At 59.3% G+C, this 22104-nt stretch carries 20 protein-coding genes; 10 read left to right on the top strand and 10 right to left on the bottom strand.

Features of this window, described 5'->3' with window-relative positions; translation table 11 throughout:
* Positions 1-25: 25 nt before the first annotated feature.
* The gene (locus tag HNO86_RS17625) at positions 26-826 is read right to left on the bottom strand and encodes a shikimate dehydrogenase (RefSeq protein WP_175378210.1); all 801 of its coding nucleotides are present in this window, start codon (positions 824-826) and stop codon (positions 26-28) included.
* Between the two features lie 23 nt (positions 827-849).
* Positions 850-2448 (bottom strand): GMC family oxidoreductase, encoded by a 1599-nt coding sequence (locus HNO86_RS17620; RefSeq protein ID WP_175378209.1) that lies wholly within the window; start codon positions 2446-2448, stop codon positions 850-852.
* A 222-nt stretch (positions 2449-2670) separates the two neighbouring features.
* On the opposite strand from HNO86_RS17620, the gene HNO86_RS17615 reads away from it, so the two are divergent.
* From HNO86_RS17615 to HNO86_RS17580, 8 genes are all read left to right on the top strand, one after another.
* On the top strand, positions 2671-3822 hold the full coding sequence (locus HNO86_RS17615) for a glycerol dehydrogenase (RefSeq protein ID WP_175378208.1): 1152 nt from the start codon (positions 2671-2673) through the stop codon (positions 3820-3822).
* A 40-nt stretch (positions 3823-3862) separates the two neighbouring features.
* Positions 3863-5035: an iron-containing alcohol dehydrogenase gene (locus HNO86_RS17610; RefSeq protein ID WP_175378207.1), complete on the top strand. Its 1173-nt coding sequence runs from the start codon at positions 3863-3865 to the stop codon at positions 5033-5035.
* A 157-nt stretch (positions 5036-5192) separates the two neighbouring features.
* Positions 5193-6470 (top strand): carbohydrate porin, encoded by a 1278-nt coding sequence (locus HNO86_RS17605; RefSeq protein WP_175378206.1) that lies wholly within the window; start codon positions 5193-5195, stop codon positions 6468-6470.
* A 133-nt stretch (positions 6471-6603) separates the two neighbouring features.
* Positions 6604-8109, top strand: a complete 1506-nt coding sequence (locus HNO86_RS17600; protein ID WP_175378205.1) for an aldehyde dehydrogenase — start codon at positions 6604-6606, stop codon at positions 8107-8109.
* A gap of 91 nt (positions 8110-8200) precedes the next feature.
* Positions 8201-9442 (top strand): sugar ABC transporter substrate-binding protein, encoded by a 1242-nt coding sequence (locus tag HNO86_RS17595; RefSeq protein WP_175378204.1) that lies wholly within the window; start codon positions 8201-8203, stop codon positions 9440-9442.
* 82 nt (positions 9443-9524) lie between these two features.
* The gene (locus tag HNO86_RS17590; RefSeq protein WP_175378203.1) at positions 9525-11036 is read left to right on the top strand and encodes a sugar ABC transporter ATP-binding protein; all 1512 of its coding nucleotides are present in this window, start codon (positions 9525-9527) and stop codon (positions 11034-11036) included.
* On the top strand, positions 11029-12084 hold the full coding sequence (locus HNO86_RS17585) for an ABC transporter permease (RefSeq protein ID WP_175378202.1): 1056 nt from the start codon (positions 11029-11031) through the stop codon (positions 12082-12084). Before HNO86_RS17590 ends, HNO86_RS17585 begins: the two co-directional genes overlap by 8 nt.
* 34 nt (positions 12085-12118) lie before the next feature.
* The gene (locus HNO86_RS17580) at positions 12119-12892 is read left to right on the top strand and encodes a GntR family transcriptional regulator (protein ID WP_256672672.1); all 774 of its coding nucleotides are present in this window, start codon (positions 12119-12121) and stop codon (positions 12890-12892) included.
* Between the two features lie 73 nt (positions 12893-12965).
* Here the strand turns inward: HNO86_RS17580 and HNO86_RS17575 are convergent, their stop codons facing one another.
* Positions 12966-13961 carry a zinc-binding dehydrogenase gene (locus HNO86_RS17575; RefSeq protein WP_175378201.1) on the bottom strand — a complete coding sequence of 332 codons (996 nt, stop codon included), beginning with the start codon at positions 13959-13961 and terminating at the stop codon, positions 12966-12968.
* A 161-nt stretch (positions 13962-14122) separates the two neighbouring features.
* Positions 14123-14983, bottom strand: coding sequence for a type 1 glutamine amidotransferase domain-containing protein (locus HNO86_RS17570; RefSeq protein ID WP_175378200.1), 861 nt, complete (start codon positions 14981-14983; stop codon positions 14123-14125).
* Positions 14984-15111: 128 nt separating this feature from the next.
* Between HNO86_RS17570 and HNO86_RS17565 the strand changes: the two genes are divergently transcribed.
* Entirely contained in the window at positions 15112-16056 is a 945-nt protein-coding gene (locus HNO86_RS17565; RefSeq protein WP_175378238.1) for a LysR substrate-binding domain-containing protein, read from the top strand.
* Here the strand turns inward: HNO86_RS17565 and HNO86_RS17560 are convergent.
* A complete protein-coding gene (locus HNO86_RS17560; RefSeq protein ID WP_175378199.1) occupies positions 16041-17141 on the bottom strand; it encodes an alkene reductase in 1101 nt (366 codons plus the stop codon). The two genes, HNO86_RS17565 and HNO86_RS17560, sit on opposite strands and share 16 nt — an antisense overlap.
* Positions 17142-17392: 251 nt before the next feature.
* Here HNO86_RS17560 and HNO86_RS17555 point away from each other — a divergent pair, with 251 nt between their 5' ends.
* Positions 17393-18295, top strand: a complete 903-nt coding sequence (locus HNO86_RS17555) for a LysR substrate-binding domain-containing protein (protein WP_175378198.1) — start codon at positions 17393-17395, stop codon at positions 18293-18295.
* 14 nt (positions 18296-18309) lie between these two features.
* Here HNO86_RS17555 and HNO86_RS17550 read toward each other — a convergent pair whose 3' ends face one another.
* From HNO86_RS17550 to HNO86_RS17530, 5 genes are read right to left on the bottom strand one after another with little or no spacing between them, the layout of a single operon-like run.
* Positions 18310-18729 carry an SRPBCC family protein gene (locus tag HNO86_RS17550; protein ID WP_175378197.1) on the bottom strand — a complete coding sequence of 140 codons (420 nt, stop codon included), beginning with the start codon at positions 18727-18729 and terminating at the stop codon, positions 18310-18312.
* A gap of 29 nt (positions 18730-18758) precedes the next feature.
* Positions 18759-20051 carry an Nramp family divalent metal transporter gene (locus HNO86_RS17545; RefSeq protein WP_175378196.1) on the bottom strand — a complete coding sequence of 431 codons (1293 nt, stop codon included), beginning with the start codon at positions 20049-20051 and terminating at the stop codon, positions 18759-18761.
* A gap of 3 nt (positions 20052-20054) precedes the next feature.
* On the bottom strand, positions 20055-20429 hold the full coding sequence (locus tag HNO86_RS17540; RefSeq protein WP_175378195.1) for a hypothetical protein: 375 nt from the start codon (positions 20427-20429) through the stop codon (positions 20055-20057).
* Positions 20426-21487, bottom strand: a complete 1062-nt coding sequence (locus HNO86_RS17535; RefSeq protein WP_175378194.1) for an L-dopachrome tautomerase-related protein — start codon at positions 21485-21487, stop codon at positions 20426-20428. The genes HNO86_RS17540 and HNO86_RS17535 overlap by 4 nt, the downstream gene beginning before the upstream one ends.
* Positions 21484-21924 carry a cupin domain-containing protein gene (locus HNO86_RS17530; RefSeq protein WP_150770816.1) on the bottom strand — a complete coding sequence of 147 codons (441 nt, stop codon included), beginning with the start codon at positions 21922-21924 and terminating at the stop codon, positions 21484-21486. The genes HNO86_RS17535 and HNO86_RS17530 overlap by 4 nt, the downstream gene beginning before the upstream one ends.
* Positions 21925-22104: the final 180 nt, after the last annotated feature.

Below are 22104 nucleotides of genomic sequence, written 5' to 3'. Positions count from 1 at the left end.
TTCCTCAGGGGGTGTGAAGGGCGCGTCAGGCGCCGCATTGGGCAAACAGAAATTCGGCCAGCAGGTCGATCTGGCCGGTGATCATGTGGGCGCCTTTGTGGATGACGCAGCCGCGTTCGGCGGCAGCGCTGAGCAAGGGCGTGATGTCCGGGTTCATCACCACTTCGCCGACCACGGTGCCGGGGGCCAGGGTGTCGCCCGGCACGGGCAGGGGATCATCGGCCTTCAGGCCCAGCGCGGTGCCATTGATGACCACGTTGAAACCGCTGGCATCGGCGGGGCCGGCATTGATCCGGCGCTCAGGGAACAGGCGTCGCAGCTCAACGACCAGGGCTTCGGCCTTGTCCGGCGTGCGATTGTTGATCACCAGCTCCTGAATGTTTTCGGCCAGCAGCGCGTGGGCGATACCGGTGGCGGCGCCACCCGCGCCGAGCAGCAGCACGCGTTTGTCGTGCAAGTCATGGCCCTGTTTTTTCAGGCCGGCGACGAAGCCGTCGCCATCGAACATGCGCCCGCTGAAGCGCCCGTCAGACAGTCGCTTGGCGACGTTGCAGACGTTCAGCAGGCTCGCCGTGCCTTTGAGTTCATCGCACAATTTCGCCACCTCCAGCTTGTGCGGCACGGTGACGATCACCCCCGCCAGATTCTCTATGCCGCGCAAACCTTCCCAGGCCGTGGCCAGGTTGTCGGGCGAAACTTCCCAGGGCACCAGCACGCCGTCGTATCCCAGGCGCTCCAGCAGCGGGTTGAAAAATTCAGGGGTGCGCAGGTGTTTGGCGGGGTAGGTCAGGTGGACCACCACGCGGGTTTTACCGCTGATAGGCATCGCAATATTCCTTTGGACAGGGACTAGAAAGAGGAGGCGGCCAACGCGCCGCGTCCCAGAATCATGTCGGCGGCTTTTTCGCCGATCATGATCGACGGTGCGTTGGTGTTGCCGGAGATCAGGTTGGGCATGATCGACGCATCGACCACCCGCAGATTGCGCACGCCACGCACACGCAATTCGGGATCGACCACGGCCATGTCGTCGACGCCCATCTTGCAGGTGCCGACGGGGTGGTAAACGGTCTTGGCCCGTTGGCCGATGTAGTTCAACAGGGCTTCGTCGCTGCGCACGTCCGCCCCTGGAAACACCTCTTCGCCGGTGTAGTTTCGCATGGCCGGTTGGGCAAGCACTTCACGCGCCAGGTTCAAGCCCTTGATTGCCACGCGACGATCTTCCGGGTGCGCGAAGTAACGCGGGTCTACCCGCGGCGCCGCTTCGGCATCGGTTGAGGCCAGGCGGATTTCGCCTCGGCTCATGGGGCGCAAGACGCAGGTATTGATGGTGGCGCCGGGTTTTTTGATCGGCTCCTGATCCAGGTCGAAAAACACGATCGGCACGAAATGCATTTGTGCGTTGGGCCGCGCCGAGGCGTCATCGGTATTGATGAAGGCACAGGCTTCCGTCACGTTCGAGCTGACCGGGCCGCTGCCGAACAACAGGTACTGCAATCCGTTCTTGACGGTGTTCAGAGGGTTGTCCTGACCGTAGTAACCGTACTTGCCATGGCAGTAGGCAATGGTCCCGACTTCGGCGTGATCCTGCAGGTTCTGTCCGACGCCGGGCAGGGCGTGGCGCACCGGGATGCCATGGCGCTCGAGTTCTTTCGCCGGGCCGATGCCCGACAGCATCAGCAGTTTGGGCGACTGGATGGCGCCGGCACTGAGGATCACTTCCTTGCTGCCCCGGGCCTCAACCAATCGTCCTTTGTGGCGGTACTGGACACCGACGGCCTGGTTGCCCTCGATCAGAATGCGCTGGACGCTCGCGTCGGTGATGACGGTCAGGCGCCCGGATTTTTCCGCGCTGCGCAGATAGGCCACCGCCGCGCTGCAACGGCGATTGTTGCGCGCAGTGATCTGGTTGAATCCGACGCCGTTTTGGCGTTCACCGTTGAAGTCTGGGGTGTAGCGGATGCCGGCCTGTTGCGCGGCACGCACGAAGCCACGAGACAACTCGCACACCTGCTTGAGGTCCGAGACGCCGAGCGGGCCACCCGTTGCGTGATAGCGGTTATCGAAGCGCTCGTTGTCTTCGGCGCGTTTGAAGTACGGCAACACCTCGCCAAAGGACCAGCCATTGCAGCCAGCGTCAGCCCAGTCATCGTAGTCCTGGTGCTGACCGCGAATATAGATGAGCGCGTTGACCGAACTGCCGCCTCCCAGCACCCGGCCCTGGGGAAGGATGCGCGTGCGCCCGTCCATGGCGGTTTGGGCCTGGGTTTCATGACGCGACAGCAGGGGACTGGACAGCAGTCGAGTGAAGCCTGCCGGGATATGGATCAGCGGGTGACTGTCCCGTGGCCCGGCCTCAAGTAGCAGGACAGAGGCGCCGGCTTCGATCAGGCGCCCCGTTAAAGCACAGCCCGCTGACCCGCCTCCAATGACAACGTAATCGTGCATGCCTTCCTCCAAATGGATTGTTCTTGTTTTCATGCATCATATATCTTCATCACCCCCAAGCGTCAATCATGACTTTTTGGCGCTGAGTCAGTGGGGTGAAAAAGCTGTTGGCAGTGAAAAACAAAACATGATATATCATCCATCAGTCGAGAGGCCGACCTCTCGCACACGTCCTCAAAGCAATAAAAAAAGCCTCCAAGACGGGGCAGGGATGACGATGACATGACGCAAATTTTTGCTGCGCCCGGCCGCTACATTCAGGGCTATAAGGAACTCGATCGGCTGTACCGGCATGTCGCCTGGTTTGGTCGGCGGTTCATGGTGATCACCACCCAGGGCCGGCTCGATAGCCTGATACAGACCTTCGACGCCAGCTTCGACGCTGAGCGTACTGAACTGCACTACGGGATTTTTTCCGGCGAGGTGACGCGCCAGGAAATCCAGCGACTCACGGCCAACATGAATGCGCTCGAGTGCGACGGGGTGATTGGCGTGGGCGGCGGCAAGGTGCTCGATGCCGCCAAAGCCGTCGCCCACCAGGCCAAGGTACCGCTGTGCATCGTGCCGACCATTGTCTCCAACGATGCCCCCACCAGTTCGCTCTCGGTGCTGTACACCGAGGCGGGCGTGTTTGATGACGTTCTGTTCTATGAGCGCAGCCCGGACGTGGTGGTGGTCGATACGTGGATCATCGCCCAGGCCCCGGTACGGCTATTGGTGGCCGGCATGGGCGATGCGCTGTCCACCTACTTCGAGGCCCGCACCTGTGTCGAGGGCTACCACGACAACTTTCTCGGCAATGCCGGTGCCGGAATGAAGGAGGGCGCCAGCGGCAGCAAATCAACCCTGACCTCCATGGCCATCGCCGAGCTGTGCTATCGGGTGCTGTTTGAGGATGGCCTGCAAGCCAAGCGCGCCGCTGAAAACCAGTGCGTGACCAAAGCCTTCAATCGAGTGGTGGAGGCCAATGCCCTGATGAGTGGTATCGGCTTCGAGAGTAACGGTGTCGCGACGGCCCATGCGGTGTATTGCGGATTCAGCGAGCTGGGCAGCAGGGCCACGATGTACCACGGCGAATACGTGGCGTTCGGGACTCTGGTGATGCTGCTGCTTGAAGGCAAATCCAGCCGCGAACTGGATGCGGTACTGAGGTTTTGCCTGAGCATCGGCTTGCCGGTGACGTTTGCCGACCTGGGCCTGGCCGACATGACTGCCAATGAGCTCGACTGCGTGGCGCGCACGGCCGCCGACCCGAACCAGACCAGCAAGGTCGAGCCATTTGAAGTCACGTTCGATGAAATGAGGGCGGCGCTGATTTCGGCCAGCGATCTGGGTGAACTCTATAAAAAAGGTGGCTCGCTGCTGGCGGTTTGAGCCCGTGTGCAGTGCCCCCCCAATAACCACAGGTGAACTGATGAAAGCATTTCAGGCAACTCTGCCGTTGACCCTGGATTTTGAAGTCGGCGCGATCAGGCGCATGGGTGAAAAGGTTGCGCCATTCGGCAAAAAAGCCTTCCTGATGATTGACCCGTTTTTGCAGGGCAGTGACCTGGTGGCGCAGATCATCGCCAGTTTCGCCGAACGCGGCATCGCCTTTATCGAATGCTATGACATCGTGCCCAACCCCCGGCACACCATGATCGACCGTGCGGTCGAGCAAGTGCGCGAAGCCGGTTGTGATGTGGTCGTCGCGGTGGGCGGCGGCAGTGCCATCGACTCTGCCAAGGCGGTAGCCTTCGTGGCCGTTCATGGCGGCTCCTGCTGGGACTACACCGAGCGGCTGGGTGAAACCGTGACCCGGCCGCAAAGCCGTGGCTTGCCTTTGCTGGTGGTGCCCACCACGTCCGGCACCGGCACCGAGGCCACGCCCTTTGCGGTGATCAACAATCCGGAACTGGGCCTCAAGTGCGCCATCGTCAACCCGTTCATCTACCCGGATGTCGCGCTGATCGACCCGCAGATCCTGGTGTCGAAACCAGCGAAGCTCACCGCGCTGACGGCGGTCGATACCTTCTGTCATGCGCTGGAAGCCTACATCAGCATTCACTGCACGCCCTGGGTGGAAATGGTGGCGCTGGAGTCGATCCGTCTGTTCGCCGCCAATGCCCTTCAGTGTGTAAAACACGGTGACGACCTTGAGGCGCGTGCGCGCATGGCCTTTGCCTCGACGCTCGGCGGCATGGCGATCGCCAGTGCCGGCGTGACGGTTTCCCATGCCCTAGGTCAGCCGCTGGGGGCGATGACCGACGCCCCCCACGGTGGCACCGTCGCGGCCAGCACACCCTATGTGATTGGCTGGACTCTGCCGGTCTGCGCCGACAAGTTCGCGCGCGTGGCCGGGATACTCGACCCCTCGACGCTGAGTTTGAGCGAAAGCGAGCGTGCGGAGCGCCTGCCGGGGATTCTCAAGTCATTGTTTGCCACTCTCGGGGTCATCGACACGTTCCGCAGTTACGGTTTGCAGGTGGAACAAATAGATGAATTTGCCCAAACCGTGTGGACCAGTTTCAACCAGGACCTGGCCTGCCATCCGAAGAAGATCAACAGCAAAGAGGAGGTCGCCGAGATCATAAGAATGTGTTGTTAACCGCCGTAGTGAAGCAGGCGCTGTCAGGCTCGATAGCGCACCTGAGAACGTTCTGAAGACGTTGTATTGGCCGACCTGTCAGTGAGGTCGGTGGGGTTCTGTGCGCTCGAAAAACACCAAAACCAACAATAAAAAAACAGTTTCGGGAACAACAATAATGACCAGGAAATACAGAGTGGCCGCCGGGCTGCTGAGCGTTTGTGCCTGCGCGGGCGCCCACGCAGCCGATTACTCGCCCAACAACTTTTTGCTGGGCGACTGGAACGGCGAACGCACTCGCTTGCATGAACAGGGCGTCGATTTTCAACTGACCTACGTTAACGAACTGGCCTATAACACCCAGGGCGGCGACGAGCACAAAGGTACTTACAGCGACCAGTTGATGATCGACACCAACTTCGACTTGCAGAAGTTGCTGGGGTGGCAGGGTGCAAGCTTTCGCATGACCTTCACCAACCGCAACGGGGAGAACCTGACGGCCGAAGCCGGGACCAACACCTTGCTCGCCGCGCAGGAAATCTACGGCTACGGCAGCGTCACGCGCCTGGTGCAGTTCTACTACCAGCAAGCGCTGCTGGATGATCGCCTGGTGGTCAAGCTCGGTCGCCTGCCCATGAGTGGCGATGTCTTTCCGTTTTCCTGCAAGTTTCAGAACCTGACGTTCTGCGGCACGGTGCCAGGCTACATCACGCCCAACTGGTTCACCTGGCCCGTCAGCCAGTGGGGGGCGACAGCGGCGGCCAAGCTGACGGATGAATGGTCCGTCAACACCGCGCTGTATCAGGTCAATCCAAGCTTTACCAAGAATTCCCAGGGCCTGAACTTTGGCAGCCCCTCCGGCACCACCGGCTATCTGGCGGTCGGGGAACTGGCGTGGACACCCATCATCAATGGCTTGCCCGGCAGCTATCGGGTGGGTGTCTGGCGCAACACCGGCGATTTCAGCGACGTCTACGAGGACGTCAACGGTCGGCCGATCGGTGTGACGGGCGACGCGCCGGTTCAACACGATGAGGCCAGCGGTTACTACGCCCTGGTCCAGCAACAGGTTTATCGGGATCCGGGTGACAGTGCCCGGGGCATCAACCTGTTCGCCAACTTCATTCAATCGGATCGCGACGTGTCCTACGTGGAGCGAGTCTGGCACGTCGGCACGTTTATCAGCGGGCCATTCGCAGCACGGCCACAGGATGAAATCGGCCTGGCGATCGGTCGTCTTGAAGTGAATGGAAAATCCGCCAAACGTGTCCGTCAGCAAAACGGTTACACCCAACCGGCCGGCGATACGGAATATCCGATGGAGTTGTACTACGGGGTCAGCGTCACGCCAGCCCTGACACTGCGTCCCAATGTGCAGTACGTGGTCAACCCCGGCGGCATGAGCGGGGACAAAAGCGTGGTGGTCTTCGGGCTGAAAACCGAGGTCAGCTTCTAGGTCATTGAAGAACAAGTGTTGTGAGAGAACCCCCCGTAATCAGGGCCTTTCCACGCCTGTGATTTAAGTAATGCATGATATATCGTCGTTGGGCGCCTACGCCTAAAGCCATTCGAAAAGGAGATGCGTGCTTATGAATACCCTCGTTGATTTTGCTGCGGTCCAGCAGCGCGTCGCTGCCCTGAAACTTCCGGGGCAGGCTTTCATCAACGGTCGCTTCGTCGATGCACTGAGCGGCGAAACCTTCGCCAATGTTTCCCCGCGCAAGGGCCAGGTCCTCAATTACGTCGCGTCCTGCCAGGCCGAAGACGTCGAGGTTGCCGTCAAGGCTGCCCGCCAGGCATTCGACAGCGGCGTGTGGTCGCGCCTGGCGCCCAAGGAGCGCAAGAAAGTCATGCTGCGTTTTGCAGCGTTGTTCGAGCAGAACATGACTGAACTGGCGCTGCTCGAGACATTGGACATGGGCAAGCCGGTGGCCGAAAGCGCCGGTTTCGATGTGCACGCGGTGCTCGAATGCCTGCAGTGGTACGCCGAGTGCTGCGACAAGGTCTATGGCGAAATCGCCCCTTCAGGGCCCGGTGCGCTGGGCATGATCACCCGCGAAGCCATCGGCGTGGTGGCTGCTGTAACCCCGTGGAATTTCCCGATGCTGATGGCGATGTGGAAAGTCGCCCCGGCCCTGGCGATGGGTAACTCGGTCATTCTCAAACCCGCCGAACAATCACCATTGACAGCCCTGCGCATCGCCGAACTGGCCGCACAGGCGGGTATTCCGGCGGGGGTTTTCAACGTGCTGCCAGGCTTTGGTCCAACGGCTGGTCGCGCCCTTGGCCTGCACATGGATGTCGACACCCTGGTGTTCACCGGTTCCGGTGAAGTCGGCAAATTGTTCCTGCAGTACTCGGGGCAGTCGAACATGAAACGGGTGTGGCTGGAGTGTGGCGGCAAGACACCGAACATCATCCTCAATGATTGCCATGACCTGGGAAAGGCCGCGAACACAGCCGCCCGGTCGATGTTTTTCAATCAGGGCGAAGTCTGTGTGGCGCCTTCGCGGTTGATCGTCGAGGCAGGTATTCGCGACGAGTTTGTGGCTGAAGTCCTCAAGGTTGCCCGAACCATCGCCGTTGGTGATCCGCTCGATCCGGCCACGCAATTGGGCGCGATGGTCGACCGTGCACAGATGGATCGGGTGCTGGGTTACATCAAACAGGGCAGCGAGGAGGGCGCGCGCATCATCCTCGGCGGCGAACGCGCCAGCGGTCCTCTGGCCGACGGTTTCTACATCCCGCCGACGATCTTCGACAACGTCACCAATGACATGACCATTGCCCGGGAGGAGATCTTCGGCCCGGTACTTTCGGTGATCACCGCCAGCGACCATCTGGACGCCGTACGCATTGCCAATGATTCGCCCTACGGCCTGGCCGCCAGCCTCTGGACCAGCGATCTGTCGCAGGCCCACGCGATTATCCGCTCGCTGCGTGCCGGTAGCGTCTGGGTCAATTGCTTCGACGGCGGCGATATCACCATGCCATTTGGTGGTTACAAGCAATCGGGCAACGGTCGCGACCGCTCGCTGCACGCGTTTGACAAGTACTCGGAGCTCAAATCCGCCTGGATCGATTTACAGGCCTGACCGGCAGTTACGACTGCAAGTCCGGTGTTGCGCCACGCAGCACCGGATACCCGCTTCAACGATCAAATCAGCGCACTGGAGAACAATAATTATGAAGCTGTCAGCTGTTCGTTCGATCACCGCGTTTGCCCTGGCGAGCCTCATCGGCACCCATGCCTGTGCGGCCGGCAAACATGAAATCTATAGCTTGATGCCCAACACTGCATTGTCGGGTGTCATCGATCCCGACATGCCCGATCGCACGTCGATCAATAAGGCCTTGCCGCTTAAGAAGAAGGGTGAGCGCCTGCGCATCGGCTGGTCCGAAATCACCCTGGGCAATCCCTGGTTCGTCTCGATGATCGATGACGCCAGGACAGTGGCTAAAAAATACAACTACGACATCGAGCTGCAAGTGGCGGACAGCGATGTCGCTAAGCAGAGCGCACAGGTCGATAACTTCATCACGCTGGGCGTCGATCTGATTGTCATCGACCCCACCGATATCCAGGGTTCGGTGTCCGATGTCGAGCGTGCGGTGAATGCCGGCATCCCGGTGATCACTGTGGGCACCGCGCCGGATGCCCGGGCGCCAGTGATCACCACCAGTACCGGTAACCCTTACGGCAGTGGCTTCGAGGCCGGCCGTTACGTGGCATCGAAAACCGATCCGGCGACCGTGATCAATGCCGCCATGGTCATTGGCGTGATGGGTAATTCCACGTCCGAAAGTCGCCTCAATGGCATGATTTCCGGGATCGTCTATGCCCGTTCGCAAGAGCGCCGGCTCGGTCTGTCCAAAGAAGACGCCATGCTCAAGGGCTTCAAGCTGTTCCAGCAGGTCAAGGCCAAGGGCAACTTCAGCTGGCCGGAAGGCGGCTTCAATGTGTTGGCGTGGGGTCGCGGTGACTGGACTGAAGAAGGCGGACTGACCGCTACCGAGGACATCCTCGCGTCGCAGAGCGACACACTAAACCTGGTGCTGGCCGAGAACGATTTCATCGCCATCGGAGCAATCAATGCCCTGGAAAACGCTGGCAAGAAAAACAGCGTGATGGTCGCCTCCGGGGCCGGCAGTTTCCGCGTCGCGCTGGACTTGATCAAGCAAGGCAAATTGCTGGTCAGCGCTACCAACAGCGGATCGGAAACCGGGGTTGCCGCCATCGAGCTGATCCACCAGATCCTCAACAAGGGACTGGACGCGAACAACTTGCCGCTGGCGTCGTACTTCCCGGTCACGCTGATCACGCCGGATAACGTCGATACCTATATCGCCGCCGACAGCCTGCCACCGTCCACCGAAACCGTACCGCCATTCCGTTCCATCGAGCAGATCAAAACCGCGATGAAGTGATGGATCGAAGATGAGCCGGACGGCGGTCGTCATTGCTGGCGGCTGTCGTTCGATCGGCAGCAGTTTCAAAACGGTGAACACAATGAATGCGATGCAAGAACCAGCGGTGGAGATGCTCGACATCTCCAAGAAATTCGGTGGCATCAGTGCCCTGGACAGCGCCAGGTTTTCTGCCCGTGCGGGGGAAATCCACGCACTGATGGGTGAGAACGGCGCTGGTAAATCAACCCTGATGAAGATCCTGTCGGGGGCTTATGTGCGCGATGCCGGTGGGGTCAGTCTCAATGGCCAGACCGTGGACATTCGCAAACCGGGCGATGCCCTCAAGCTCGGTATTTCAATCATCTACCAGGAGTTCGCACTGGCCGCGCACCTGTCGGTGGCCGAGAACATCTGTATCGACGATCTGGGCAAGAGCAAAGGCTTTGTCCAATGGACAGACATGCGCCGCAAGGCCCGGGCGATTCTCGATGAACTGGGGTTTCACGATATCGACGTGCGCCAACCGGTCGGCAGTTTGCCGGTGGCTTACCAGCAAGCGGTGGAAATCTGCAAGGCGCTGTCACGCAACGCGAGGGTGCTGATATTTGACGAACCGACAGCGGTGCTGACTTCCCACGAGGTGGAAAAACTGTTCCGGATCCTGGATGAACTGCGCCGCAAAGGCGTGTGTATCGTCTACGTCTCCCACCGCATGGATGAAATCTTCCGCATCTGCGATCGCGCCACGGTGCTCAAGGACGGCAAGACCGTGGGGACTCTGGATTTGGCGGACATCACTGAGCGCGGCCTGATCGAGATGATGATCGGACGCGAGCTCAGCGATCTGTTCCCGGCACGCCAGGCGCGGATCGGCAACGTGTTGCTCAAAGTCGAACACCTGTGTGCAGGGCGCCTGGTGCGTGACGTGAGTTTTGAAGTACGCGCCGGTGAAGTCCTGGGCTTTTGTGGTCTGGTGGGCGCCGGGCGCACGGAAGCCATGCGCGCGATCTTCGGTGCTGACCGGACAACCTCCGGCGCCCTGTACCTCGATGGTCGGCAGATCCACAACCGCACGCCACGTGACGCCATCGCCAATGGCATCGGTTTATTGCCGGAAGATCGCAAGCAACAAGGCGTTCTACTGGAGATGTCGATACGGGTCAACGGCGCCTTGCGACCGAACAGTCCCTACACCGGCCGCATGGGCTGGATTGCCAATGGCCGGGAGGCTCAGGGTATTGAAGCCTTGCGCAAACAGCTGGCGGTCAAGACCCACTCGATCGAGCAATTGGTTGGTGATCTATCGGGCGGCAATCAACAGAAGGTCGCGCTGATGAAGTGGGTCGATGCCGGCTGCCGCGTGCTGATTCTGGATGAGCCCACCCGCGGCGTGGATGTGGGCGCAAAAACGGAAATCTACCGGGTCATCAATGATCTCGCCGAACAAGGTGTCGCAATCATCATGGTCTCTTCGGAAATGATCGAAATCATCGGCATGTGCGATCGCGTGCTGGTGATGCGCGAGGGCGCGATCGCTGGCGAACTGGCGGGAGAGCGCATCAAGGAACAAGCAATGATTTGCCTGGCAATGGGAGTCGAACACCATGAGTAACCCAAATTCCAAGTTGGCCACGGCTGAACTGGTGCAGGAAAGCCGTCGCGTACACGACGACAAATTAAGCCTGCGTTCGTTGCAACGACTGTTTCTGGAGCACAACGCCCTGGTGATGTTGGTAGTCCTGGTAATTGTCGCCAGCGTGCTGTCGGCGGACTTCTTCACCTTCCTGAATTTAGGCAACCTGTTGCGCCAGTTGACGCCTTTGCTGTTGGTCAGCATCGGCATGCTGATTGTGATCCTGACGGCGGGTATCGATTTATCCGTAGCCTCGGTCGCGGCGGTTGGCGGCATTGTGGTGGCGATGACCCTTAATGCCCTGCCCGTTGAAGGCAGTGTCGCGCTGTTGCTGGCAGTTGCCATTGCCGTGGCCAGTGGTGTGCTGATGGGCTTGGTGACCGGCACCTTCATCGCCTATTTCCGCATGGCTCCCTTCATTGCGACGCTGGCGATGATGACGGTAGCCCGGGGCCTGGCCTTCATCCTGTCGAACGGCCAGCCTCAACGGCTGGATGATCGACTGGTCAGTGCGCAGTTGCTGCGTGATTTCGGCCGGCTGGCCGATGGTGTACTGGGGGTGCCATGGCCCGTGTGGCTGGCAGCGCTGGTCACTGTGGTGTTCGCATTGATCCTGAGATACAACGCCTATGGCCGCCTGATCATTGCCAGTGGCAGCAACGAAACGGCGGTGCGCCTGGCGGGCATTCCGGTCGAGCGGTACAAGCTCGCCGCCTATGGCATCTGCGGCGGCCTAGCGGCGTTGGCCGGCGTAGTGATCGCTTCGCGTTCAGGCGTCGCCACACCCAGCGCCGGCATGGCGCTTGAGTTGGATGCCATCGCGGCATGCGTCATTGGCGGCGCATTGCTGTCGGGGGGCAAGGGCACGATTTTCTATACGGTGGTAGGCGTGCTGGTACTGGGCCTGATCGGCAACATAATGAATTTGCTGAGCGTGCCGGCCTATCCGCAGCAAATCATCAAAGGTGCAATCATTGTCATCGCGGTGTTGTTGCAGGGTGTCGGTCGACGAGACGCGCGTATTTGACGAAACCGTCGGACGGAGTGGCAGGCGCTAGTTGATGATGTATGATGCGTTATCGTCAATTCACGTCGGCAGATTCACAAGTCTGCCGCTGCGGCGAACAGTAATCGACCATGGAGATCGAGTCATAGTGACCGTGCATAAGCCCATTGATAAAGGCAACTTGAGCGAACGGGTGTATTCCATTATCCGCACCGCGTTGATGGATGGGCAGTACCAGCCAGGCGATCGGTTGCGCATCAGTACACTGGCCGAAGAGTTTGGTGTATCGATCACACCGGTGCGCGAGGCGATCTTCCGTCTGGTCAGCGACCATGCGCTGGACATGAAGGCCGCGACCTCGATTTATGTTCCAGAGTTGACCGTCAGCCAATTGCGAGAGATCCAGTTGATTCGTCATCTGCTGGAAGGCGAGGCCGCTGGTGTCGCGGCACTGCGCATCACCCAACCGGAACTTGAAAAGCTCGAAGCCATTCAGGATGCGTTCCAGAAAGCGGTACCCGTCGATTACAGGCAAGCCGCCTTACTGAATCGTGAGTTCCACTTCGGTTTGATCTCTGCCGCGCGCATGCCGGTGGTGTCCAAGACTCTTGAGAACATGTGGGTCATCATGGGGCCGCTGCTGAGCCGCTTCCACGCCGAGGTGCCCAAGCGGGAACTGGCGAGCGCCAAGCACAAGCATTTCGAAGTACTGGAAGGTTTGCGCACCCGCGATTCGGCCAAGGCTAAAGGGGCGCTGCAAGCGGACATCGCCTGGGGCGAGTTGATGATCGACTGGCTGGAAAAAAAGGAGAACCTGGTGGAGGCCTGAACCACAACGCCGCCATCGAGTCCCCCTGAACCCATCGCCCGATCTCCTGCCAGGAGTCTCGGGCGATGTCATTTCAAGGTTTGGAGTTGCCGAGCGTGGCAATCCATTTTCCACCTTCGCCACCCTGTTTGAGCGCATGCAGGGCCTGGGGAAGGTTGTAAAAATCGAAAGCCTGACGATGCGGCATCGACAGGCGACCGTCCAGCGCCTGCTCCAGAAGGCGTTCGCCTGCTTGTCGCAACTGCTGGCGGTCGCTCGAACTCGCATGGGCATGGAAGCTGTTGAGGGCCACTTCGTGCAGGGAAATCGCAGTGCTGAAGGCCGGTAATGGCGCGCTTTCCTGACGGTCCTGGATGCAAACAAGATGGCCGTTGTAGCCCAGCAGCGGTGCCAGGCTCGCGGCATGGGGGCCGCTGACGGTGTCGAACAGCGCATGCAATCGACGCTCGCCCAAGGCGGCCTGCAGCGATTGTTGCCACTGATCATCACGGTAGTCGAACACACCGGCCGCACCAAGCGCTTTGAGCTGCGAATGGTGTCTGGTCGCCGCCGTTGCCCACACGCGACAGCCGCGTTGAACAGCCAGTTGCACCAGCAACAGACCGACCGCGCCGCCGGCACCGACCACCATTACATCCCCCGGCGCCATGGGTACTTTTTCCAGCGCCTGCCAAGCCGTCAGACCAGGGCAGGGCAGGGCGGCGGCAACGCTTTCATCGAGCGCCTGGGGCACGTTCAAAACGGTACTGGCATCGAGCATGCAGAATTCGGCAAAACTGCCATCGCGCGTCAGCGACTGGTGATACGCAACCACAGTCCCGACTTTCAAGGTGACCCCCGTGCCTGCCGCCACGACCTCGCCCACGCCATCCACGCCCGGCACATGGCCGGTCTTCCATGCGGCATGACCCCACTCGATGATCTTCCAGTCCACTGGATTCAACGCCACGGCGCGATTGGTCACGAGCACTTCGCCAGGACCTGGCTGGAGCAGCGGTTTACGAATCAATTTCAAGCCATCGATGCCTTGATCCGATGTCCAGGACCAGGCGGCATAATCTGTCTGCATGGGTGAATCCTCATGGAAATTCGTCAATCAGGAGTATCCCTGCCAGCGCTGCTCGGCTAAATGTCAATTGGCGCAAAGGTGTTGTGAAGTCAAATCAACAATCGCTGCAAGCCCGAACTTGCAGCGGCTTGTTAGTGATGCAAGGCAAACATCTGAACCCATCAGGATTTCGGCTGGCTCGGGACTCTGAGTCGCTCAAGTATGACCTTGCCAACATCTAGCGCAGAACCAGGGTTTTGACCTGTCACCAGTTCTCGATCGACGACCACGTGCGAGGCCCACGGCGAAGTGTTGCTGCTGAATACCCCTCCAGCCAGTTCTAATGCTGTCTGCGGATAGAACTTCATGGCGCCCCCCTTCAAAAGCCCTTTGGCCAGTTCCTCTTCCTGATTACTGATGACTGTGAATTTGTAGCCGGCGTAGGTCCAGTCTGACTTCGTGGTTTTGGTGCCGGCTTCAAGTTTCTGAGTGAAGGTGGTCGGGTCGGGCAGCGTCGAGAGCAAGGCAATCGGTCCATGGCAAACCAGAGCGGTTGTCTTGCCTTGGTCATGGAAGTTGGTCAGCAGTTTCCCTAGTTGCGCGCTATGGAGAAGGTCCTGCATCGGTGCGTGGCCACCGGGTACATAAATCGCATCGAAGTGCTCGTAACCAATCTGTTCGACGCGCGACAGGCTGATGACCGGCGACTCACCCACGGAGGTGATCTTGAGCTTTTCCAACAGCGCCTTGTGCTCCTGCAGTGCGCTTGCGTCATTGTTGAAATACATCTTGTCGTTGGACGAGGTGTCCAGCGTGGGTGCCTTGCCCGTCGGCGTGGCAAAGGTCACCGAATGCCCCGCATCGAGCAGCAGTTTCACCGGCTGCATCAACTCGTTCAGGTAGAAGCCTGTCGCAAAGACTTTATTGTCCTTGAGGTCGAGGTGGTCTGAATCTGACAGCACGATCAGTACATTGCTGGCCTGGGCGTTGAAAGCCGAAGTGCAGAGAGCCATTGCAAGAGCAAGACGGGTAATGGGGCGCATGGGATTTCCGGACAGTGGAGGGATGTGTGTTCGATCAGCAGTCGCCTGATCGTTGATGCAACTATATTCATGCCTTCATGGGCGATAAACTTGCTAAAAAGAAAAGCACTTGTTCTTTGGGGGTAAAGGTGAGCCGTCGATTCGATTATCTTGCGGACGTAGAAGTCTTCATCACCGTTGTGGAGAAAGGCTCGCTGAGCGCCGGGGCCGTTGTTCTGGCGACCACCCCTTCTGTGGTCAGCCGGGCGATCTCACGCCTGGAAACACGCCTTGGCGTTCAGTTGTTGCGGCGCACGACTCGACGCCTGAGCCTGACCGAGGCGGGTTTGCTGTACCTCGAACAATCCCGTGCGGCGTTTTCGTTAATCGATGATGCGGAGCGGGCGATCCTAGGGCAGGAGGGAGCATTGACTGGCCGGGTACGACTCAGCGTGCCGACGACCTACGGGCATTTCCGGTTGCCGGCGTTGCTCTGCCGTTTCAATCGGCAGTACCCGCAGGTGCGCATCGAAATGAGCATCAGCAATCGAAATGTGGACCTGGTGGCCGAAGGGTATGACCTGGCTATTCGCCTTGGGCAATTACCTGACAGTGGCCTGATCGGCCGCAAGCTTGAGGATGCGAGTTTGTGCGTGGTTGCCGCGCCGGATTACTTGCGGCACGCCGGCTCGCCGCGCAGTGTCGACGAACTGTCTGCGCATGCCTGCCTGCCATTTGTGATGCCCAGCAGCGGCCGCATAGCGCCGTGGTTGTTCTGCGAGCAGGGGATTGATAGGGAGTGGGTTCCCGAGGCGAATATTCAAGTGTCCGACGATGTGCTGGGCACTGTGTCTTTGGCCGAGCACGGCGCGGGAATTTGCCAGACCTACGACTTCATTGTTCGCGAGCGAATTCAAAGCGGGCGCCTGGTGCCGCTGCTCGAGCGGTCGGGTGGAAGGTCCCGACCGTTTTCTGTGATTTTCGCGCCTCATCGCCAGTTATCGGCTGCGTCCCGGGCGCTGATCGACTTCCTGATCCGCGAAGTGGCGGATCAGGCCCAGGCACCACTTATCGAGCGTCAAGCAGTCGAGTAGGGCGGGTAATCGGTATAACCCTTGGCTCCGCCACCGTAGCTCAGTGCGCGGTCTGGTTTTAACAGCGGCCAGTCGTTGTACAGGCGTTCGACCAGATCGGGGTTTGCGATAAATGGCTCGCCGAATGCTGCGATGTCGATCAATTCTTCACGCAAGAATTGCTCCGCACGCGCTTTGGTCATGCCCCCGGCGAGAACCAGTGTTCCCCGGTAGTGGCCACGGAATTTCTTCAGAAAATCGTCTGGAATCGGCGAGCTGCCCCGAGACAGTTGATCCATGAAATGAACGTAGGCCAACCCACGCCGAGAAAGCTGATCGGCGACATACAGGTAGGTTTGCTCGACATCATCGTAAAGCTCCATGTCGAACAGTCCGCCAAACGGTGACAGGCGTATGGCCGTGCGGTGCGCACCAATACGATCTATGACGCTATCGACCACCTCGAGCAAGAAACGAGTGCGGTTTTCCAGTGTGTCGCTGCGGTACTCATCGGTGCGGTCATTGACCAAAGGATTGAGGAATTGCTCGATCAAGTAGCCGTTCGCTCCATGCAGTTCAATGCCGTCGAAGCCGGCATCGATTGCGTTGGCGGCGGCCTGGGCAAAGTCACGAATGACTTCTTTGGCTTCCTGTGTACTGAGGGCGCGGGGGGCGGAAACATCGACTGGGCCAGGCTCGCCACGCTCAGTCATACCCCAGGCCTGGGAATTGCGTGCAATTTGGGACGTCGAACTCACCGGTGCAATCCCGTTCGGCTGGATGCTGACATGGGAGACGCGCCCGACATGCCATAGCTGGGTAAAGATAACGCCACCGGCATCGTGGACAGCCTGAGTCACTTTGCGCCAGCCATTGATCTGGGGCGTCGTGTAGATACCAGGGATGGCCAGAAACCCTTCGGCCGAGCGTGAAATCGGAGTGCCCTCGGTAACGATCAGCCCGGCACTGGCGCGTTGGCTGTAGTAAAGCGCGGTCAGTTCATTGGCAACGCCATCGGGGTTGCGAGCACGCGTCATCGGTGCCATTGCGATTCGATTGCGCAGCGTTAGTGTGCCGGTCTGGCAGGGGTCAAATAATGTACTCATTGAATCCGCTCCTCACTTGATGGTGCTCAGGAGCGTAAGCGCCCTTTAGCCCACTGATAACCTGGCAACGATGAACATGTTCTGTGAGCAAGCTTCATAACTGCGCGGGGAAAGCGGGTAAAGGCATCCGGCATATCGGCTGTACATGTGAAATAGATTCCAAAGTTAAGTGAACGTTCTCCTAGGCTTCCTATGATTTTTAGGGGAGCGCTTGTGATATTTTTTCACGAGTCATTCAGAGGAGACAGGACGTGGATAACAGAGCAGGTGAGATGTCGGTATTCGTGCGGGTTGTTGATGCTGGCAGCTTTTCCCAAGCCGCGCGCCAAATGCTGATGACGCCTTCAACAGTCAGCAAACTGATTGTGCGCCTGGAGTTGCGCCTGGGTGTTCGCCTGCTGGAGCGCTCCACGCGCAAGCTGTCATTGACGGATGAAGGGCGCGTTTACTATGAACGCAGCCATGCACTGCTGGCAGAGCTTGATGATGTCGAAAGGGTATTGGCGCAAGGTGCACAGAAGGCGCGTGGAACAGTGCGAATCAATGCCTCAGTGGCATTTGGCACGCTGGCGATCGAACCCAATTTGCCGGCGTTCTGGGAAGCGCATCCCAATATTCAAATCAACCTGTCCCTGTGCGATGACATCGTCGACATGTACCTGGACAGAACGGACATTGCGTTCCGGGTAGGCGTACTGAATGACTCGACGCTACGCGCGCGAAAGATCGGAATTGCCCGGCGCAAGATCGTTGCGTCGCCCGATTACCTGGAAAAATACGGGGTTCCCGAAACCCTGGAAGACCTATGCGAACACAATTGCTTGAGTTTCAATTTCCGTCGTTCCAGCCCGGTCTGGCCCATGCACCAGAACGGCCGTATCGTTGATCGTATCGTCCAGGGCAACCTGCAAGCCAACAATGGCGAAACGGTTCGGCGCATGGCCATTGCCGGCGTCGGGATCGCCAGGCTGGCGGACTTTCATGTTGATGAAGATCTGGCCACGGGGCGTCTGGTCGAGGTGCTCGCACAAAGCGGTCATGATTGCGAGGAAGTCCATGCGCTGTATCAGGGTGGACAGCATGTGCCCCAGCGTATCCGGACGTTCCTCGACTTTATGGTGCCACGCCTGCAAGCCTTCATGGATCGCGAGTGAACCAGCTGCCTTGGTCAGTGGCTGGATTCAATAATGGCCTTGAGGTTCTCCAGTCCTTGGCGATACAAAACTTCAAAATGCTCAATGACCTGTGCTTCATCGGCTCCCTGGACCACAAAACTGCTTGACCAGGATGCCAGGGTTCCGCCCTTGCCATCGGATTGCGCGGACATTCTCCCGATGTAGTCAATAACCGGCGAAGGGCCTTCCAGCAAGGCATAGCTGTAATACCTTTCACCCTCATCAAACGTGAGTAAACGCTCGACAATCGTCGCGCCATTGGCGGTTTGCAGATGACGCAGGCGTCCTCCGTCACTCAGGCTGCTGCTGGCGATAACATCGAGCCAGCGGGGCAACCAGTCAAAGCCACCAAGAAGTGACCAGACTTGTTCGACGGGGCGCTCGATGGCGATCCAGATGCGGACTTCACTCATGTGTTTACCTGTTTTTTGGGGGGAGTTGTTCATAGGATGACTGAGGCGACCAGCCATAAATTGGCGGCACTGATCAGCAGGAAAATCAACCAGGCCACGACAGCGACCGGGCGTGAAATCGCGAAATCGCCCATCAGGGTTTTATCGCGGGTAAAACGAATCAGCGGATAAACCGCAAACGGCAGTTGTATCGACAGCACCACCTGGGAAAACACCAACAGGTCGCCCACTGCGTGATCCCCCAGCCAGAGTATTGCGCCAAGCGCCGGCACAATGGCGAGCAGACGGGTGACGATGCGCTGCTTGCTCAATGAAACCCTGAGGTTCAGGAAACCCTCGAGCACCACCTGGCCGGCGAGGGTGCCCGTCAACGTCGCGCTTTGTCCGGAGGCAAGCAGAGCCAGGGCAAAAGGTACGGCGCAAAGGGTGCCCCCCATCAGCGGCGCCAGCAGTTGGTGGGCTTGCTCGATGCTGCCAATTCCGGTGTGGCCGTTGTCATGGAGTACTGCTGCGGCCACTAACAGAATGGCGACCTGTACGGCGGCGGCAATCGACAGCGCGCGGATCGTGTCGATTGAACCGTGGCGCAGGGATTGCCTGACCTGCACTGCGTCATTCAGGCGACTGGGGCCTCGGGCCAGGGACGAATGCAGGTACAGATTGTGTGGCATGACGGTGGCGCCGATGATGCCCACCGCAATGAACAGCGCCCCAGGTTCAGCCAGCGTGTCCAGTGAGGGAATGAAGCCTTGTAGAGCAGCGGTTGTATCGAGTGTGATCAGCGAAAGCTCTATGGCAAAGCACAGGACAATGATCGCGACCAGTGCCAGGACAATCTTCTGCACTCGACCATTGGCGGCGCCCTTCACACCCAGGATGACCAGCGTACTGATAGCCGTCAGCACGATGCCGATGCTCAGCGGCAGGTTGAACAGCAGTTTGAACGCTAATGCCGCGCCCAACACTTCGGCGATGTCAGTGGCGATGATGGCTATCTCTGCCATTGTCCAGTGCGCAAGTGTGGCTTGCCGGCTGTAGCGAAGACGGCAGGTCTGGGAAAGGTCCTGACCGGTGACCACGCCCAGGCGCAAGGCGAGTGTTTGCAAGAGCATGGCCGCCAGGCTCGACAACACCACCATGAACAGCAGGCTGTATCCCAATTGCGCTCCGGCAGCGATCCCGGTAGCCCAGTTGCCAGGGTCCATGTAACCCACGGCAATCAACAGTCCGGGCCCCATCAATAGCGAGAGGCGCCGGGGTGCCGGCGATCGTTGATTGGCCAACTCACCGGGATGCTCCGAAAGTGACGCCTGTACTGTCATCGATCAAAGTCTCCTGTGTCGCCGGGCGCGCTGGGGCAGGCGCGCCAGCACCAGGGTATGAATGAACAGCAGAAGGCCGGTCACCGAGAGGACCGCCGATACGGCTCCACTCATGGCCTGGGCTGACAGCAGGCACACCAGCGCCGCCAGTTGGATCAGCAGGCGCTGGGCCAGGGAGCTGCGTGAAGCTTTCGACACTTCAAACAGGCAAGCGGGCCAGGCCTCTGGCATGGCCCGCGAGAACTGTGTGACAGCGATGGCCACCACGACATAGAGCCCGATCCCGACACCGGGAATGCCATCGGTCAGCGCCAGGACGATAGCGCTGATCGTCAGCAACACGGCTATTACAGTGAACGCGACACGGCTATGGCTCATGGTGTTTCGCTCAATCCCATCGGCGCGTCCACTCGCAGGCGCAACACATGAAACGGTGGCTGACTGTCGTCCTCACCCGCATTGAGCAGAGGGTGGCGGTGCAACTGGTTGGCCGTGATGTACAACCATTTGCCTTGTGCATCGAGTTCGACACCATCCGGCCAGCCGAGCAACCGGTCATCCTGGGCCAGGATGCGGTAGCCGGCCGGCGATGCCAGTCCGATGGCGTTGTTCGCGATGTCGGTCACGTACACGTTGCCCTCGGCATCGACATCAAAACCGTCGCAGTGCGGCTTTTCGCACCAAAATTCCACCGCTTCACTCAACGCTGTAGCGTCGCTGGGTTGGGCGAGACTTTCGGTGCTGATCCGATAGACTTTGCGCGCCGACATCGAGCCGAAATAAACCCATCGGCCCAAGGGGTCGATCGCAATGGGGTTGAGGCCGTAGCGATACGCAATGACTTCACCTTCGGGCGTACGCAACGCCAGCGGCTTACCCGCAACCAACAGCGGCACATCACCCGGCATCAGTCCTGGGTAGCATTCCAGCGAGCGCCACGAAAGACCGGTTTGCAGGTCGACCACGACAATAGCCGGGTAGTCGCTGGCGCCACTGGGATTCATCGTCATGTCAGCGATATAGATACGCTGGCGCCGCCAATCGATGACGAAATCCTGAGTGAAGGAGCTGGGGCGCAGGACGTTCTGCGGCAGCACAATCATTCGATGCAGGCTTTGCGTTCGATCATTCCAGGCGATGAGGCGAGGCTGTTGTTGCTGTGGCTTGCCCATGTCGAGTATCCAGACGATTCCCTCGGGGTCGGTGCGGATACCGATCACGGCGGACACGCCGCGCCCATCGTCGCCGGGTTTGCTGGCCCAGGCCTCATTGGGGTAAGCCGAGTGCTCGCCGTTCTGCGCCACTGCCCGTACCGAGATATCGGGCGCGATAATGGCCGATACCGACACCAGCACTCGCCCGTCAGGCATCACTGTGGGGTTGCCCGGACGCTCGACCGGGAAGGTTGCGAAAATCTCCAGTGCTTGGCTGTTCATGGCTTGGCCTGCACGAACGATTCGGCGGTGCCGCTCGAAGGATCGACAAAAATGATGTCGCTTGGATCACGTCGCGGGGTGTCGACTGACACCATGAATAGCGGGTGTTCGAGGATCTTCGGCATTCCGTGAACAGTGAACTTCTTGAAGAACAGCATTTCGCCCGGACCCACTTCGAACTCTTCGCGGTCACCCATGAAAAACGTCGCACGCCCTGACAGCACAATCAGGTATTCGTCACAGGTGGCGTGGTAATGCGCGGGGGTCGGGTGATAGACCCGGAAGACACGGGCGCTGGCTTCATCTTCATCAGTCAGGCGTGTGTCGACCAGTAGCGTTTCGGCTGTTTCGGGGAACGTCTTGACGATCTCGTCGAGATTGAACGAGGCGTGGGGGGCGGCCTCGACCAGTTTTTTCCGTGTGCTTGCTTCGGTCATCTTGAAACCCTCATTCAGGCGCCTTTCGAGGGACGCTGTGATGTTGTCTGTGGTTTCAGAGTAAGCACTGGATGAGCAGCAGAGAACGCAGTGGCCGTGCACAAGATTTGAGAATTCAAATAACAATTCGACTTGCTCGCGTGTCCGTCGGGATGGCGTGCTTCTGCGAATTCAATTCCA

It is taken from the genome of Pseudomonas sp. C1C7 (assembly GCF_013359595.1).
Classification (GTDB): Bacteria; Pseudomonadota; Gammaproteobacteria; order Pseudomonadales; family Pseudomonadaceae; genus Aquipseudomonas.
The sequence above is the reverse complement of the archived record's forward strand: the minus strand, read 5'-3'. Positions and strand labels throughout refer to the sequence as shown.